The sequence below is a fragment of the Candidatus Moraniibacteriota bacterium genome, assembly GCA_026396275.1.
Classification (GTDB): Bacteria; Patescibacteriota; Minisyncoccia; order Moranbacterales; family JAPLXC01; genus JAPLXC01.
The window spans coordinates 17,215-35,017 of sequence record JAPLXC010000002.1; the positions used below are offsets into that span (position 1 = coordinate 17,215).

15 protein-coding genes are annotated in these 17,803 nt (G+C 41.4%); 6 read left to right on the top strand and 9 right to left on the bottom strand.

The genetic code is table 11. From position 1 onward, the window contains the following. Window positions 1-4: 4 nt before the first annotated feature. The 5 genes from NT136_00160 to ruvB all read right to left on the bottom strand — a co-directional run bounded on the left by NT136_00160 (window position 5) and on the right by ruvB (window position 4,882). Window positions 5-757 carry a YebC/PmpR family DNA-binding transcriptional regulator gene (locus NT136_00160; GenBank protein MCX6765377.1) on the bottom strand — a complete coding sequence of 251 codons (753 nt, stop codon included), beginning with the start codon at window positions 755-757 and terminating at the stop codon, window positions 5-7. A gap of 190 nt (window positions 758-947) precedes the next feature. Beyond that, complete coding sequence (locus tag NT136_00165; GenBank protein MCX6765378.1) at window positions 948-2,903, bottom strand: lamin tail domain-containing protein; 1,956 nt, start codon at window positions 2,901-2,903, stop codon at window positions 948-950. 18 nt (window positions 2,904-2,921) lie between these two features. Further along, complete coding sequence (locus NT136_00170; protein MCX6765379.1) at window positions 2,922-3,497, bottom strand: PH domain-containing protein; 576 nt, start codon at window positions 3,495-3,497, stop codon at window positions 2,922-2,924. A 9-nt stretch (window positions 3,498-3,506) separates the two neighbouring features. Continuing rightward, window positions 3,507-3,728 (bottom strand): hypothetical protein, encoded by a 222-nt coding sequence (locus NT136_00175; protein ID MCX6765380.1) that lies wholly within the window; start codon window positions 3,726-3,728, stop codon window positions 3,507-3,509. Between the two features lie 143 nt (window positions 3,729-3,871). Next, entirely contained in the window at window positions 3,872-4,882 is a 1,011-nt protein-coding gene (ruvB, locus tag NT136_00180) for a Holliday junction branch migration DNA helicase RuvB (GenBank protein MCX6765381.1), read from the bottom strand. A gap of 372 nt (window positions 4,883-5,254) precedes the next feature. Between ruvB and NT136_00185 the strand changes: the two genes are divergently transcribed. Both NT136_00185 and NT136_00190 read left to right on the top strand, forming a co-directional pair. Next, window positions 5,255-5,422 carry a hypothetical protein gene (locus NT136_00185; GenBank protein ID MCX6765382.1) on the top strand — a complete coding sequence of 56 codons (168 nt, stop codon included), beginning with the start codon at window positions 5,255-5,257 and terminating at the stop codon, window positions 5,420-5,422. A 30-nt stretch (window positions 5,423-5,452) separates the two neighbouring features. After that, entirely contained in the window at window positions 5,453-5,797 is a 345-nt protein-coding gene (locus NT136_00190) for a hypothetical protein (protein ID MCX6765383.1), read from the top strand. 143 nt (window positions 5,798-5,940) lie between these two features. On the opposite strand, the gene NT136_00195 is transcribed toward NT136_00190, so the two are convergent. The 3 genes from NT136_00195 to NT136_00205 form a co-directional block, all read right to left on the bottom strand. Next, window positions 5,941-6,231 (bottom strand): GIY-YIG nuclease family protein, encoded by a 291-nt coding sequence (locus NT136_00195; protein ID MCX6765384.1) that lies wholly within the window; start codon window positions 6,229-6,231, stop codon window positions 5,941-5,943. 74 nt (window positions 6,232-6,305) lie between these two features. Further along, entirely contained in the window at window positions 6,306-9,329 is a 3,024-nt protein-coding gene (locus NT136_00200) for a GspE/PulE family protein (protein MCX6765385.1), read from the bottom strand. 106 nt (window positions 9,330-9,435) lie between these two features. Then, window positions 9,436-10,593, bottom strand: coding sequence for a DHH family phosphoesterase (locus tag NT136_00205; protein ID MCX6765386.1), 1,158 nt, complete (start codon window positions 10,591-10,593; stop codon window positions 9,436-9,438). A gap of 648 nt (window positions 10,594-11,241) precedes the next feature. Here NT136_00205 and NT136_00210 point away from each other — a divergent pair. After that, entirely contained in the window at window positions 11,242-11,721 is a 480-nt protein-coding gene (locus NT136_00210) for a tRNA (adenosine(37)-N6)-threonylcarbamoyltransferase complex ATPase subunit type 1 TsaE (GenBank protein ID MCX6765387.1), read from the top strand. A gap of 171 nt (window positions 11,722-11,892) precedes the next feature. Here the strand turns inward: NT136_00210 and NT136_00215 are convergent, their stop codons facing one another. After that, complete coding sequence (locus tag NT136_00215; GenBank protein ID MCX6765388.1) at window positions 11,893-12,390, bottom strand: hypothetical protein; 498 nt, start codon at window positions 12,388-12,390, stop codon at window positions 11,893-11,895. Between the two features lie 381 nt (window positions 12,391-12,771). Between NT136_00215 and polA the strand changes: the two genes are divergently transcribed. The 3 genes from polA (at window position 12,772) to NT136_00230 (ending at window position 17,771) form a co-directional block, all read left to right on the top strand. Next, window positions 12,772-15,474, top strand: a complete 2,703-nt coding sequence (gene polA / locus NT136_00220) for a DNA polymerase I (GenBank protein ID MCX6765389.1) — start codon at window positions 12,772-12,774, stop codon at window positions 15,472-15,474. Between the two features lie 83 nt (window positions 15,475-15,557). Continuing rightward, the gene (mutM, locus tag NT136_00225) at window positions 15,558-16,427 is read left to right on the top strand and encodes a bifunctional DNA-formamidopyrimidine glycosylase/DNA-(apurinic or apyrimidinic site) lyase (GenBank protein MCX6765390.1); all 870 of its coding nucleotides are present in this window, start codon (window positions 15,558-15,560) and stop codon (window positions 16,425-16,427) included. A 234-nt stretch (window positions 16,428-16,661) separates the two neighbouring features. After that, a complete protein-coding gene (locus tag NT136_00230; GenBank protein MCX6765391.1) occupies window positions 16,662-17,771 on the top strand; it encodes a DUF3048 domain-containing protein in 1,110 nt (369 codons plus the stop codon). The last annotated feature ends 32 nt before the right edge of the window (window positions 17,772-17,803 follow it).

A 17,803-nucleotide genomic window follows, 5' to 3' on the forward strand; every position in this document is an offset into this window, starting at 1 on the left:
CTATTTATAAATTATCAAAGATTTCTTGAACATCGTCTTGGTTATCAAGCGCTTCCAAAAGTTTTTCATAGTCCAGCTTTGTATCCTGATCTAAAGAAATTTTCTGAAGCGGGGCAAATACAAGACCGGCGTTTTCAATTGATACTTTATGCTTTTCTAAATGTTCTTTTACTTTCTGTAACTCTTCTGATTTCGTAAAAACCGTTAAAGTTCCGCCGGAATAAATTATGTCTTCTGCGCCTGCTTCAATGGCTTTCAATTCCAGCTCATATGGGTCTTCATCAGCTCCTACTGGAATATTAATATTTCCCACTTGCTTAAAAAGATAACTTACTGAACCAGCGGGGACTAATTTGCCTCCGGCTTTAGTTAAAATATTTTTTAACTCTCCGAGTGTCCGATTTTTATTATCCGTCGCGGTTTTAATGAGCATTGCCACCTGCCCGGAACCACCCGCCTGCTGTACGGGCAGGTAGGCCTCATAAATTACTTCTTCCACTGTTTCGCCTTTAAGCTCGCCGGTTCCTCGCTTGATAGCCCGCTCAATATTTTCCTTCGGCATGTTAACACTTTTGGCTTGGTCAATGGCTAACTTTAATTTCCAGTTTGTTTCCGGATTGCTCCCGCCTTCCCGAGAAGCAATGGAAATTGCCCGTCCGAATTTGGTAAAAACATTCGCTCGCTTGGCATCCGTTATCGCCTTTTTATGTTTTATTCCCGCCCAATGGGAGTGACCTGACATATGATCATGAAGCATAAAACATATAACATGCGGCAGGCCTGATTTCTTAATTTGTTACATGTCTCATGTTGTATGTTATATGATACAATGATAGCATTTTAAAGGCCTAATTTCAAGAAAAAGTCGCCTCTCCTTTTTGTTTTTAATACTGTTAACTTTTGCTGCATATACAACGAAAGTTAACAGACTAATGACAAAGGAATGATCACCAACTGGAAATTAATAGAATTGCTTTATTAATAAAGAAGTTTATCTCTGTTCCTAAGTTTTTGAAAAATTTTACTGCGTAGTGTTCTTCTTCCAAAATCGGAGAAGTGAAGGTGTAAATATTTTCCTCGCTTCTGACCGTTTTGGCACCCAAAACTCTGCCTTGGTTACCCTGAACATAGCTGGCCAGTTTAATATTCGTCCCATAATTGAATAGCTCGTTTTGTTTTTCCTCGCCGGATAAATCCTCCGACTGCCCGTCCATAAATTCTTCAAAATCTTCTTCTTCAATGACTTCATTTTCCTGTGTTTCTGTTTCTACGTTTTCTTGTTCTTCTGTTTTTATGTTTTTTGGTGATTTGATCCACTGCCATCCGCTTTCCATCTTTTTGTAAACCTCGTTTTCCTCCGCTTTTTTCCCGTCCTTGTCATATTTAACTTGATAAGCTTTTTTGCCATCCGGATAGCGCAATTCTACTTTTCCTTTTTCATTATTAAGAGCAAAGCTCACGTATTTTCTGGTGATTATTCTTTCTTCTCCCGGACTAATACTAAAATCGTCCTTGATCCAATGATTGTAAAGTTTTTTGGACCCGGTGGCGATGCTCCAGCTTTTGAGATTGATTTCGTCATCCGAATAGTTTTTAACTGATACCCATTCATTCTTGCTATCATTGCCGACGGGATTTGGGCAGATTGATTTTATCTTTACTTTATCGCGGGGAAATTTTTTGACTTTAATCTTAAAAGTTTCAATTTTTTCTTCACTACCATCAAATATCTTGAGAGTCACTTTGTATTTCCCGGCCTTTTCGTATTTGTGCTTCGTTTCCTTTTTGTAACTCTTGTGGCCATCCCCAAAATCCCAGGTGTATTTTAACTTATCTTTATCCTTGTCCTTGGCTTTGGCGGAAAATTCGGCATAGACCCCGACATAAATTTTTTTGTCATTCTTGGACTTGGAATCAGGCAATTGATTAAATTTATTTTCTTCCCCGGGAGTCAAAAACCGGCTCCAGCGCCAAGACGCGCCGTCGAAATTGTAAGAAACACCTTCTTTGGCACTTCCCTTATATTCAACTGAGGAAACTGGGATTTTGTCCTGTGGATTATAAAGTTTTAAGATCTCTCCACTAGTATCATTAAGAGCAAGCTCACAATTTGTATTGCCTTTTCCGATTAGTAAAAAACCATTGCCTGAAATTTCTTTTCCGGAAAGATCGCATTTCTTGCCGGCTCGGTCTTCAATCCGCCAATTAGTTAATTTTTCAAGCTTATCACTGGAATTATACAGTTCAACAAATTCGTCTTGCGTCAGAGGATCATTCGGATGAGGATATATCTCATTTATACTGATTTTTTCCGTGTATACTTTTGGTTTTGAAGCTTTCTTTCCCGGTGTTCCTCCAGGATCATAGCTTTCCTGCCAGTTATAACTATTTTCCATTCTTTCAATACTGTAATTTTTTATTGGATTTGAGAGATTATATGAACATTTTTGGGAATTTCCCCAACAAATTAAATCAATAACATCAACGTTTTTAGTCGCCGAGGTACTGATATATACCGCTCCGTTTGAAACAAGTGAAGCGGAATAAACCGTACCGATCGTCGTTTCTTGTTTATATTTTTCATAATAATCAACGGAGGAGATCAGATAATAGTTCCCCGCTTCAATAATAGAATTTTTGAAAGAAAGCGTTTTATTAGTATCGGTTCCAGCGGAATTAACAATATGCAGTTTTAAGGGTAGGGTCTGCAGATTAATATCGTCATCGGTTGGATTGAACAGTTCAATAAATTCCTCGTTGGCTGAATTGGTGCCGATTAAAACTTCAGAGATAATTAATTGATTAAAATTTTTCGCCAGAATAGGTTGGGAAAAACCAAAAAATCCCGCTGTAAGCAGGATTGAAAACAAAAATAAATTTACTTTTGTATTTTTGTTTTTCACCCGAATTTATATTTTTTTCTATTGTTTTATTTTTTCCATTATTTCTCCCAGTTCATTCACCCTCTTTGCTTCCTGCTGTTTCTGCAAGTCCATAACGATGCTTTTTATGCCGTAAGGATCGGGAATCTGGCGGAAAATAAATCGCTCCTCTTCTCCAGCTGTCTGAATATGAACGTCTCCATAGTTAAGAATAGTTGGAAAAAATCCTTCCACCTCGGCTGTTACATCCTGAATTTTGGCGAATTTTAGTTCGCTTACCTGACGCATAAAAAGCCCTTTTTGCTCAATATTCACTACCCGCTCAGAGGTAATGATCCAGACGTCAAAATAGTAATCAATCCAGACAAAAAACGCATAGATCCAGATAAAGAGGACAAAAATGGTCTCTAAAAAAAGCATTAGAGCATAAAAGTTATTCTGCTGAAAAACAGAAAACAGCGCCGGCAAGACAAAAAATCCTGACGCCAGAGCCGCGACCAGAAAAATAACAATAAAAAACTGCTGAAGAATGTCAAACCAGTGGCGATGGATAACTTTAATTATCCTCTCCTGCTCGCCTATCTCTTTAAAATGAAACGCGTGCAATCTTTTCATTGTCGTGCTTTAGAGATTTAAGTTGGAAAATATTTCATCCCACCGCAGGGATAAAAACAGCATCAGGTTGGAAAAAAGAAGCGCGCCGAACACGGAAAGGAAAATAGTCAATGTTAAAACCATCACGCTTTTGCTAAAAGAATACTTGATAACGTGATAAACAATAAAAAGCGCGGCGATAGTGAAAAATAAAAAAAGGATGAGATAGAAAATTCCAAAAATAGCGATCATACTAGTTTGTCTACTAATTATCCCGCTAAAGCGGGACCCCGCTGAGGCGGTGGCGAATCAAGTACTAATATACGAATTTCAATTATGCCTAAGAAGGGTTTTGATAATTAGTATATTCGTATATGATTCGTAGTTCGTAGAGATTACATCAGTTTTTGCTGATGATTACTGGGCAACTTATGCCCCAAATGCCGAAAAGCGTTTTCGGTGACAACGCGCCCGCGGGGAGTCCTGGCTAAAAAGCCAATCTGAATGAGATACGGCTCAAATACATCTTCAATTGTTTGAATTTCCTCGGATGTCGCCGCCGCGATGGTCTGCACTCCCACCGGGCCTCCGTTGAATTTTAGAATTATTGTTTCCAGAATATGCCGGTCAATCAGTTCCAAGCCCACATCATCAATGTCCAACATTTTTAACGCCTGGCAGGTAACTTCGGCTGTTATCACATCGTGGTTGCTAATTTGAGCAAAGTCGCGCACGCGCTTTAGAATCCTGTTAGCCACCCGGGGGGTCTGCCGGCTGCGGACCGCCATTTCCCTGGCTGCGTCATTTTCCACATTCACGTCCAATATCTTGCTGGAGCGATTAATTATTTTTTGAATTTCCTCCTCACCATAAAAGTCTAGACGGTGGATGATGCCGAACCGGTTGCGCAATGGATTGGAAATAGCGCCTAATCGGGTAGTGGCGCCAATCAAAGTAAAATGGGGAAGTTCCAGCTGAAGTGTGCGCGCTGATGGGCCCTTGCCGATGATTATATCAAGCTTGTGATCCTCCATTGCTGGGTAAAGCACTTCTTCAATTAATTTATTAAGCCGGTGTATTTCATCAATAAAAAAAATATCTCCATCCTGAAGATTGGTAAGAATTGATCCCAGATCTCCTACCCGCTCAATCGCCGGACCGGAAGTGATCTTGATGCTCGCTCCCATTTCCTTGGCAATAATGTAGGCCAGGGTTGTTTTCCCTAGTCCTGCCGGGCCGTAAAGGAGAACGTGTTCGATTGGCTCGCCGCGTTTTTTGGCTGCTTCAATGACAATTCGCAAATTTTTCTTTACTTTTTCCTGCCCGACGTATTCAAAAAAGCTATTGGGCCGAAGCGTAGTGTCCAGTTTAACATCCTCAATTTTCTCACTGGAATTGGTGATCATAAGCTGATGTAGATTTGTTCCTTAATTACCCGTTATTTGACCCCATATTAGAGAGTATACTACGATTTGACAAACTTTGAAAGTCGTGCTAAACTGGTCTGTCATCTGTAAATATGCGCTTTTGGGTGCAATTTCCGATGACTAGCAGTAAGCTGTAGACAATTGGTGGTGACTATCTTTTGCCATCAATTCAGGGAACTTTCTTGTCCAGATATGGGTGCAGGGGTTTCGGCTCTTGTTCTCCTCGACATTGTTCTCTCCCTGGGGATCACATTTCCAGGATTGTCTACAGATTAGTGATATATTCATGAAGCATGAAACATGCAACATGAAACAAATTAAAAAAGTTTTTTAACAAAGGAGGGAAGAAAGATGGAAACGAGGTATTTAATTCAAATAATGATAACTTTCTTGGTTGGAGCGACTGTTGTTGGCTTTTCGGCTATCACAGGGATTTGGCATCCAAATAACCCTTGGGTTTTTGCTAGCGCGATGGCAATTGGGGGATTTGTTGGTTTTATTGTTATTCCTATTTTCTGAACAAAAGTTTTGAGGAAGGAGGAGAAGACAATGAAAATTGTTATTCTTGTGGGACTTTCAATATTAGCAGTAGGAGCTATTGGAGCAGCGATCAAATTCAGGAAAGACAAACTCGGGCTAGTGTTATTAATTCTTATGATTATAGGAGCTGCTGCAACATCCTTTGGTTTTTTAGCACTAGGTAAGCAAGACGGTTATTTGACATTACAAAATGAGTTGACAAAAGAAGTTGACCTCAACAAAGTTCCCATTAAAGGATACCATTCGTCTAATGCTAAAATAACGATTGTTTACAAGGATGGTGAGATTGAAAAGGTTTTCCTGGTTAAAGGAACGACGGTCGAGGCGACAAAGAAATATCAACCCGGAGAATAATTGTGCTATTGCTCAAAAAAACTATAAAGGGACACGGAGAAATCCATGCCCTTTATTTTTTTATTAAACCCAAATGAATTGTCATGCTGAACTCGATTCAGCATCTAATTAGATTCCGGCTCGAAGGCCGGAATGACAAATACTTATCCAAGCAATGTTTCACTTAAATCTTTCCATTTGGGATTACTTTTATTGATTAAATCAATTTTCCATTCACGTTTCCAATTTTTAAGCTGTTTTTCTCTGGTTAAGGCGCTTCTGACATCTTCAGTCTGCTCAAAATATACTAATTTTTTCAAATTGTATCTTTTAGTAAAACCATCAACCAGTTTATTTTTATGCTCATAAATTCTTTTAGATAAATTACCAGTAACTCCGGTATAAATTACTGTATTAATTTTATTGGTCAAAATGTAAACACAATATTGTTTCATAAAAATTAGATCCCGGGTCAAGCCCGGGATGACATTAAAGCAAAACTTTTGATTTTTGCATTTTGATTTTTTATTTATTCTTCCGTTACTCTCTCCACTTCCTCCAATGTCGTCTCGCCTTCCAAAACCTTAAGGATCCCGTCCTGCTGCATAGTGAGCATTCCGTTTTCAATGGCTTTGTCGCGGATGTGGGTGGAAAGTTCGTTAGCATAAATCATTTCCTGGACGGCTTTGTCAATTACTAAGACCTCACTCACAGTGGTACGGCCTTTGTAGCCGATGCCGTTGCATTTGGCGCACCCTTTGGGCTTGTAAATGTAACTTCCGGGGGGAATTTTTACTCCCGCTTTGGGTGAAATTGACTTAATAATATTTTTTATCTTTTCTTTTTCTTCCGCGGTGGGCTTAATTTTTTCCCGGCACTCACAAAGTTTTCGCACCAGCCGCTGCGCCATAAATCCATTGGCGGCGGTGGCTAAATCATCGGTTCTCACTCCCATATTGAGAAGGCGGGGAATAGCGCCGGGCGCGTCATTGGTATGCAAAGTTGATAAAACCAAATGTCCAGTGAGCGCCGATTGAACAGCGATGCCGGCTGTTTCCTCATCGCGGATTTCACCAATCATCATAATGTCGGGGTTTTGGCGAAGAAGCGAGCGCAGGGCCGTGGGAAAAGTGTATCCTTCTTTGTCACTAACCTGTGTTTGTAAAATCCCCGTCAGCTGGTATTCAATCGGATCCTCCACGGTGATTACTTTAACTTCGGGTTTATTGAGCACCCGCAGCAAACTGTAAAGCGTCGTTGTTTTTCCGGATCCGGTGGGACCGGTATTGAGAAAAAATCCATTGGGCTTTTTGATTTCATGAAGGATTTTATCCAGATTTTGTTTTCTGATCCCCAGTTTATCAACATCCAGCGCCACCGCTCCCCGATTGAGAAGGCGCATCACGACTGTTTCTCCGTAGCCGCCTAAAATTATGGAAACGCGCACGTCCACTTTTATTTCAGTTATATTTTTAAACGGCCGGTCTATGGCTATGGAAAAACGGCTGTCTTTTACTCCTTGGCGAAGTTCAGCTTTAAGCCCGGAAAGTATTTTTATCTCTCCTAAAAATGTCGGGTATTCATTGAGGGGAATCCGCCCGATGGTTTGCAAAATCCCGTCAATGCGAAGGCGCACCAAGACCTCTTTCTCTTCCGGCTCGATATGAATATCGCCGGCGGAAAGCAAAAGCGCCGCCGCGATAACGTAGCGCAGAGCGTCTTTTTGATTAGCGCCTTTCAAAAACTCGGCGAATTTTTCGAAGGAGGATGTATTTTTAGAAACCTTTTCCAAATCTTCTTGAGGTATTTCGATCGCCCGGGAAAGCGACTGCTCCATTAATTTTTCATAAATCTCTTCAAGGAATTCGGTTTGCCCCGTCACCCGCCATACCTCTTCCAGTGAAGTGATTCCCTCAATGGCTTTCATGATCCCATCTTGCGCCATAGTTATCATGCCTTCTTCCAAAGCGGCTTGAGTTATTTCTCCTTCGCTGGCCATGTTTAAAATAAGTTTTTCGATTGATTCGCTCATGGTGAGAACCTCGAAAACTCCGATTCTCCCCCGATATCCCAGATTATGGCAACGGGGGCAACCTTTTGGCCGATATAATTGAAGGATATCTTTGGGGATTTCCATTTTTGACTTCGGGGAGATTATCGCCAGAATCTTTTTGATTGAGTTGGCTGTTTCCTTGGCGGGCTGATAGACCTCCCGGCAGTGAGGACAAATTTTTCGCACCAGGCGCTGGGCGATAAGAGCGCTCACCGCTGGAGCAATAAGGTTGGGTTTGACTCCCAATTCTATCAGGCGCGGAACAGCGCCAGCCGCGCTGTTGGTGTGAATCGTGGAAAGCACCAGATGCCCAGTTAGTGCGGCGTTAAGGGCAATGTCGGCCGTTTCTTCGTCGCGGATCTCGCCAACCAGAATCACGTCCGGATCCTGTCGCACTATCGCCCGCAATCCCTTTTCGAAAGTGTACCCCCGGCTCTTGGACACCTGCGTCTGGGAGATTCCTTTTATTTCATATTCCACCGGGTCTTCAATAGTTATTATTTTCACTCCCGGTACATTGATCCGGTTAAGAACGGCGTAAAGCGTTGTGGTTTTCCCGGATCCGGTGGGGCCGGTGTTGAGAATCATCCCATGGGGCTTTTCTGTCTGTTTTTGCACTTGCTCATAAGCTAGTCCCCGCAATCCCAGTTCCTCAACTCTCAAGAGGACATCGGCTTGATTGAGAAGACGCATCACGATGCTCTCTCCGCGGTTTCCGGGAATGATGCTGACGCGGATATTGATTAGCCCGTTTTCCAGATTGACATTGAAGTGCCCGTCCTGGGCAATATCACGGATGTTGAGTTTCATTCCTCCCATCATTTTCACCCGCGATATGATGAAGCGGTAAATATCCAGAGGCAGATATCCGACATCCTGCAGAACTCCGTCCAGGCGATAGCGCAGACGCACTTCTTCTTCCTGCGGCTCAAAATGAATGTCGCTGGCTTTCATCTTCACCGCCCCGGCCATAATGGTAGTGATAATCTGGGTGGTGGGAATTTCCCGGATCCTTTTTTTGAGTTCCAGCAGATCCTTGAATTCCCTTTCAAATTCTTCAAGGTCTTTTCCGCTAAGAGACAGGCGGAGAGCGTCCAGATTTTCCAAAAGCGGTGTCTCTTTATACTTATTCAGGGCTTTGCTAAGCGAAGAAAGCGAAACGACATAAAGGCGGATGTTCCAACCATTTTCTTGCTGAAGTTTTTTGACGTAATCCAGTGTTTCACGGCTTCCGGGATTGGTCAGCGCCAGCCGGATGTTTTTCCCAGCTTTCTGAAAGACGGCCACTTGAAAACGGCGCGCCTCCTCTTCGGGAAGAGAGCGAAGCTCATCGCCGCTCAAAGGAAAGAGATTGAGATCAACGTAAAAAAGATTGTGTTTTTTGGCCAGCGCCGCGGCTTGTTCTTCTTCCGATTCCTTACGCATTCGCCGCAGGACTTGAGACGCCCTGATATCTTTTTCTTTATCAGCCGGCAGTGTTTTGCGGAAAACTTTAACCATAGAGTTACGACTATTGTACCGCATTTTACACTGGCGAGCAAAAATAAAAAGTCAGAATATATTCTGGCTTTCTTTAATTTCTTTTTCCGAAGGCAGTTAAAAAAATTTAAAACGGAGTCGGGGAGCTTTGCTCTGTTATTTTTGAAAGTTTATTCACGATTTCCTGCTCGGCTTCGATCATGTCTTTTCCGCGCAGGCGAAAAGTAACAGAGTCCTGAAAGACACTCCCGCCAAAAAGAGAAGAAATTTTACCCAGGTCCTCCGCTTTGGCGCATTTGGCTATTCCGGCTAAAGTGTCAGTTGTTTCATTGTAAAATACTAGAAATATTCTTCCCGTTGAATAATTATCTTTAATTTTCTCTAAAATTAAAGGAAGGTCCTTAGGATTGCTTCGGCTCTGAACAAAGTCCTCTAGATACACCGGAGCCCAGACCAGCCCCAGATTTTCATCCCACTTAAGCCGGGCCATTACCCGTCCCCAGAGCTTCAAAATATGAAGCGGCTGGGTCTTATACAAGTATCTTACGATTCTCTTCTGATCGGCTCCTTTTTCCATCAGTTTAGCCGCAATGGTTAAGGCCTTGGGAGTGGTATTTCTTTTTTGAAAACTATTAGTGGCACTGATGATTCCGGCCAAAAGGCAATTGACTATCGTCTCATCCAGGGAGAAAGGATCCAGTGACTCAATCAGTCCTGCGAGAATTTCGGCAGTTGATGAAGCGGTCATATCTACAAAATTAATCTGCCCGAAATTATCATTAGTGCTATGATGATCAATGTTTACAATTGGAACTTCGTAAAATATGTCTGAGTTTTCTTCGTATAATTTTCCGACTGATTCCTTGTCAGGGCAGTCAAGCACCACCACGAGATCATATTTGAACTTTGCCGGAATAAAAGAAAAATCCTGGGGATCAATCGCGCCGCGTTCGGGAGTAATATAGATTTTGAATTCTTCCCCTTCAGTGGCAGTCCGCACATTTGTTATTTTGTTCAAACGGGTGTTAAAAGACAGCATGAAATCCCGCGCGCCGGAAATACGATGGGTAATTTCTTTGGGCTGGGGAAGAAAATGGAATTTTTGAACGCTTCCCGTATCATCGGAAAAAGCGAGAGTTGCTTCAATTCCTTTTCTTTTGAGAAAAAAATAAAAAGCCCAGCCGGAGCCGATAGCGTCTCCAGTCGGGTTTTGAGGAAGAAATATCAAGACCTGTTTGGCCTGACCTAAAAGATTTTTCAATTGCTGAATTGGCTCTAGGGCCATAATGATGACTTGTTAGCTTATTAACGAAAGAAAACTGTTTCTGGGTTGATATTACAAGATAGCAGGGTCGCATTTGGGTGTCAAGCCGGCGCTTGACTTTTCCCTTGTTTGGGTGTATAATTGCTGGAAGATTTGGTAAAGACAGATTTGAAATAACATCTATAAATCCCTTAAATAAAGGGAAAGGAGGATGAGGTGAAAAGGTTAACTTTAGTTCTTTTAGTTATTTTCATTGTCGCAGTATTGTTGGTTCCCACGGCATCATTTGCCTGGGACCGGGGACATCGCGGCGGACATGGTGGCGGTTATTACGGTGGCGGTCATTACTATCATGGTGGTGGTCATTATGGTGGTAATTTCTGGGGCGGGGTTGCTGTAGGAATTATCGGAGGAGCTGTTGCAGGTGCACTTACTTCTCCGTACTATTCTCCGTACTATTACACTCCAGCACCAGTCTACACCACGTCTTCGGATTGCCGGAGGATAATGGTAGTGGACCGGTATGGTTACCTGGTTCGTGAATATGAAGAGTGTTACCCTAACCCTGTTTACATTCGAAGATGGTAATACTCTATCAAAAACTAAAGGCAGATTGAGTTTCAGTCTGCCTTTTATCTTTTTTACATTTCTTGTTAACATAAAAACAGTATGAAATCTTATATCACCAACAGCTCCGCGGAAACCAAAAAACTGGGCGAATTACTCGCCCGCGAGCTTTACGGCGGGGAAATAATTTGTCTTTCCGGTGAACTGGGTTCCGGCAAGACCACATTTGCGCAAGGGCTTCTCAAGGGACTAAAAATAAAAGGACCGCACACGAGCCCTACGTTTGTGATAATAAAACAATATCACGTAGCACGTAACACTAAACACATAACAAATAAGAAATCAGAGTTGTTACGTGATATGTGCTATGTGTTATGTGACATCTACCATATCGACGCCTATCGTGTTACTGCTAAAGATATCTTAAATCTTGGTTGGGGGGAAATTATAAAAGATAAAAGTAATATAATAATCGTAGAATGGGCCGACCGGATAAGAAAAATAATTCCCAAAGGGGCCACTCGGATTAAGTTTGAGTGGGTAAGTGAAAATAAAAGAAAAATTACCCTCATGTCATCCTGAATTCATTTCAGGATCTAATACCAACACATTAAATTACCAGTTGACTTTTTTAACCATGGCTGGAAATTTAAACCGGAATTTTTGGAAAATAAAAAAGACAGATGAATTACAAACTGCCTAAAATTTGGATTGGGGATGCTCGCGAAGATTCTCGCAAGCATTCCCGAAAAATTAATCCCGCTGGAGTCTTTCTACTACTACTGCAATAGCTGGAAGAAGAGTTTCCGCTTCATCTTTTGTCCTTATCTCTTCAGAAAAAGCGATTTGCAGTCCGCAACGGTCATCATAACTGCTTGTGTAGTTCATAACAACCGCTCCTCTCCTGATTTTTTTAACTTCCTTTTCGAGATCAGCTGTGGTAAACTTCCACGACTCATTGTGCTTCCAACCGCTTCTGTTTTCGAAACGGTTTGGATACGCAAAGAACCAATAACTGTTGATGTCGTGCGTGATCGCTACATGCCTCGATCTGATAACGGTTATGTCGTTAACTGCATCCGTCTTGGCATGCCTGAATTCTTTTATCGGCACAGTTTTGATTTTTCCTGACCGTGCCAAATTTTCCAAACCCTTGAGAACACTGGCTAATGTTCTCTTTGCTTCTTCTGTTGGAAGGGTAAGTATCCCTTCCACAAGTTCTTCATAACTAAGCGTCTTCTTCTGGTCCATAATATGGCCTCCTTAAATTTTTGCTGTCCCGCCAAACTGGTCGGTAATCCTATTGATTAGGAAACAAGTTTTTTACTCTGTCCAAAGGACATTTTGGCAATTACTCAGATGACCAAATAACCGCCAAAATGCCCTCTGGAAAATATTAATGAACTGTAACGCTTTATTGTAGCAAAAAAATCAGGCGTTGTCAATAGCTTATTAATAATTTTTGCTTAAATAAACTATTTTAATTTGCTTCGCTTTTTATATTACTACTTAATGCCTTAATTAAAGCAAAAAAATGGAAATTTAGCTAGAATAAAAAGTGGCTTTTTAAAGCCAAAAAACAATATATTTTTAGCTATTGTAATATTTATAACAAGCTATATACTTAAAATAATGACAGATAATAAGCCAAAAAAACTCGTCCTCATCGACGGTAACGCTATTATTCACCGGGCTTATCATGCCCTGCCGCCGCTTACGACCAAAAAAGGGGAACTGGTCAACGCCGTGTACGGCTTTACTAGTGTCCTTCTTAAGGTTATCAGTGAACTCAAGCCGGATTATATTCTGGCCACTTTTGACTTGAAAGGACCGACTTTCCGCCATGAAGAATACAAAGAATACAAGGCCACTCGTCCCAAGGCCCCAGATGAACTGATCAATCAAATTGAAAGGGTAAAGGAGGTAGTCCGCGCTTTTAATATTCCTGTTTATGAAAAAAAAGGGTTCGAAGCCGATGACGTTATTGGCACACTGGCAAGACAAGCCGAGGAGAGCAAAGAGGATGGAGGAATTGAAAATATTATTGTTACCGGCGATTTGGATACCCTGCAATTGGTAGATCTAAAAACAAAAGTATACGCCCTGCGACGGGGAATGAGCGACACGACTGTTTACGATGATCAGGCGGTGAAAGAGCGTTATGGACTGGCGCCGAATCAGATGATTGATTACAAGGGCCTGCGCGGTGATCCTTCCGACAACATTCCCGGAGTGAAGGGCATCGGCGAAAAAACAGCCATTGAGCTTTTGCAAAAATATCATTCAATTGAAAATATTTACGCGAATCTGTCTGAAATCAGAGACACCCTTCGCGAAAAACTAGAGCGGGACAAAGCCCAGGCCATACTTTCTAAACGGCTGGCAACTATTCATAAAGACGTTCCGGTGGAATTTAACCTGAAGATTTCTGTCACCCAAGAATTTGACCGCGGAAAAATTTTAAACCTTTTTCAGGAACTTAATTTTTTTAGCTTGATCAAAAGGATACCCGGCACGAAACAGCCAATGGAATTTGAATCCGCGAGTGCTGAAAGCGGAGGAGTTAAGGACTTTAAATTTGAATACATAAGCCCGGACAAACTGGACGAATTCGTAAAAAAATTAAAAGAGCAAAAAGAAATTGCACTGTATCTTAGAACCACCGGGGATAAATACTATAACAGCGACTTGAAAGGAATTGCCTTTGCCTATGAAGCTGGGCGGGCGGGATACGTAGACAATATTAAAAATCAAATATCAAAAATAAAAAATGTTATTGAAGATGAGAATATAGAAAAAATTGGATATGACTTAAAATATGTCATTGAGGTTTTAAAAAAATATGACATTAAACTTAAGGGCGAATTATCTGACATTATGCTGGCGGCTTACGTTCTTGCTCCCGGAGGAAAAATTGAATTTAAAAATCTGGTTCTGGAGGAATTAGGGGAAGAAATAACGGCTCGCGGCAAAAAGGGCCAGTTGGGACTAGAAATAGATTCAAAGGAAGAAATAGCCGAGAAAATCTGCCAGGCTGCCGATTACATTTTCAAGCTCAAGCAAATTTACGAGCCAAAACTGGAAAAAATAAGCACTGCCCAGAGAAACGAAAACAATCTCAAAAACATCTTCCAAAATATTGAAATGCCGCTCGTTGAAATTTTAGCCCACATGGAAATGAACGGCGTAAAGTTAAACACCATAATTTTTAAAGGCATATCCAAAAACATCGAGCAGAAAATCGAAAATCTGCAAAAAAGCATTTATAAGCTGGCCGAGGGTGAATTTAATATCAACTCTCCCCAACAGTTGTCTGAAGTATTATTTTCCAAATTAAAGCTTCCGGCCGAAGATATCAAAAAAACCAAAACTGGTTACTCTACTGCTTCCGCGGAACTGGAAAAGCTCCGCGCCAAGCACAAAATAATCGAAAAAATTGAAGAATACCGGGAACTTTTTAAGCTGAAAACTACTTATCTCGACACTCTGCCGGACCTCGTTGATAAAAATTCCCGCCTTCATACCACTTTTAACCAAGCGGTAACGGCGACTGGCCGTCTTTCATCATCAGATCCTAATCTGCAAAATATTCCCATCCGAACAGATTTGGGACAGATTCTTCGCACCGCGTTTGTCACTGAACATGGCTTCCGATTGATAAGCGGCGATTATTCCCAAATCGATCTTCGCGTGGTCGCTCATGTCAGCGGCGATAAAAAGCTGATTGAGACATTTGCCCGGGGAGAAGATATCCATCGCGCGACAGCTTCCGAAATTTTTAAAACTTCTCCTTCCCAGGTAACCGAAACGATGCGCCGCAGCGCTAAAGCCCTTAATTTCGGCATTATTTATGGGATGAGCATCTTTGGATTTTCGGAGGCAGCGGGAATTGATCGAGATGAGGCCAAAAAGTTCATTGATGATTATATGGAAAAATTCCCCGGCGTGGCTGCCTACATAAGAGAGACGAAAGAATTTGCCAAGAAAAATGAATATGTGGAAACGCAGCTGGGACGCCGGCGCTATATCCCGGAAATTAACTCTCCCAATTTTCAAGTGGCACAGGCCGCCGAACGTATGGCTATTAATATGCCGATTCAGGGGCTCGCCGCCGACATTATGAAGCTGGCAATGATCAATATATACAAGGAATACCAAAACGATCCGGGGGTAAAAATGGTTCTCCAGATTCACGATGAAATACTGCTGGAAGTCAAGGAAGAAATAGCCGAAAAGGTAGCCGAAAGATTAAAAGAGATTATGGAAAATGTTTATCAGTTGAAAGTTCCTTTAGTTGCTGAAGTGAAAATAGGAGATAATTGGGGAGAAATCTGATGCAAATTATGATTCGAATTATATTCAAATTAAGATACGAATTTGGATTGTAATTCGAATTTAATTCGTATATAAATTCGCATATGCCGGAGCTGCCTGAAGTCCAAACAATAATTACTGATCTTAATAAGAAAATTAAAGGCGATATGATCGTCGGCTTTTGGACTGACTGGCCGAAGGCAATTAAAAATAAATCGGTTAAGAATTTTACAAGAGAAATTAAAGGAAGAAAAATTTTAGGGGCGCGAAGAATCGGGAAAAATATCTTTATTGATCTTTCCGGCGGAAAGACAATTTACATTCACCTAAAAATGACAGGGCACCTACTGGTTAAAAATCAAAAATCAAAAATCAAAAATCAAAAATATTTTAGGGAAAAAGTAAACCTGTATATTCACCACGTTTGGAAACTCAAAGCCCAAAACGCAAAACTTAAAACTTTGGAATTCTCGGATCTTAGAAAATTCGGGAAAATTTTATTAGTTGATACCGGAAAACTTAGGGAAATTAAAGAAATCAAAGAACTGGGAGTTGATATTATAAGTCCAGGCTTTACTCAAAAATTTTTTAATGCTTTACTGGATAAAAAACAGAACAAGAAAATCCGTGATATTTTAATGGATCAGCGTTTAATTTCTGGGATTGGAAATATTTACGCTTCAGAAATTCTCTATGAGGCCGGGATGCTGCCGGTAATATTAGCAAAAAATATAAACTCTCAAGAAAGAACAAAGCTCTATAATTCCATTAAAGAAGTGCTTGAAAAAGCTATAAAACTAAGGGGAACTTCTGATTCTGATTATCGAGACACTTCCGGGGCGCCGGGAAGTTTCCAAAAAGTTCTCCGGGTGTACCGGTGCGAAGGACAGCCCTGCCGGAAATGTGGTACAATGGTAAAACGGATAAGAATGGGGCAAAGAAGTGCCTTTTACTGTCCCCGGTGTCAACATTAACTGGTTACTAATTACGAATTATTTACTAATATACAAATATACGAATATTTTATCCTCTCTTTCTTTTTAGAAAGAAAATTAAGAGATTAAATTCGTATATTCGTATAAAATTCGCCCGCCTGCTTCAAAATTAATTATATGGCGGGATTAATGAAATTATTTGCTCCGAAAAAATAACTAACGATGGCAACTCAACAATGAAGCATTTCGGGCAGGTAATTCGTAAAGAAAATCATGAGTAAAAAGCAAAAAATAGTTATCGCTCTCATCGCCATTCTGGTCGCTGGATTAATTACTTACGCCACAGTGGGGCGGAAAATGATTCGTTCCAGCAAGGTAAAACAAATTAAAGTAGATCAGCAAGAAGCGGACGCCGGCTCTGCCAATCAGGGTCCGGTTAGCCCTATTTCCGGACTTTCCTGCGACAATTGGAATCGCCGGCCGATCGCCGTAATGCAGCCAGCTGATGTTCCCGCCCGCCCGGCTGCCGGCTTATCCGATGCGGACATGGTCATTGAAATGCCGGTTATTACAGCGACAATAACCCGCCTTATGGGAGTTTACGTCTGCAACGACCCGGATGACGTTGGTTCAATGAGAAGCGCCCGGCACGATTTTGTCCATCTGGCTAAAGGACTGGATGCTATTTTTGTCCATTGGGGAAGATCGGATTTGGAGTGGTTTAAGGAACAACTAAACAATGGGGTTATTGATCAGATTAATTGCAACGATGACGCCGGCAAACCAGGTCTTCGGCTCGGATTCTGCTATCGAAAAGAAGCTAATGGAACGATGCGGGGAGTGGATACTGGGTACGCAAAATTTTCAAAGCTTATTGAAGGGGTAAAATATTACCAATACCGCCTGGAGAATAAATTTTCCGGTTATCCTCACCAGGCTGAGCCCCCGATAGATCAGAGGCCAAGCGGCGGGCACTTGAGAGTGGCCTTTGCCGGTCCTTTCGCCGTTGAATATGACTATGATAGAAGCGCAAACAGTTATTTGAGGACCTGGGGGAATGTTCTTGATACTGATCGTAATAATGGAAAAAGAATAGTTCCTAAAAATGTGGCGGTTTTATTTGCCCAATCATCCCAGATTGAAGGCCAATATAATAATGTCCAGCTGGGTGATCCTTGGATGGACACTTCCGACTCCGGAGACGCTTATTATTATTTCAACGGAAAAGAATACCGGGGAACTTGGAAAAAAGACAAGGGAAACATTGCCAGTAAATTATTCTTCTATGACACTTCTGGCCAGGAAATAAAATTTGTTCCCGGCCAAATTTGGGTGGAAATTTTAGAGCCGGGGCAGCGACTGAAATGGGAACCAGTTCAGTAATCATATAACACGCAACATATAACATGTAACAC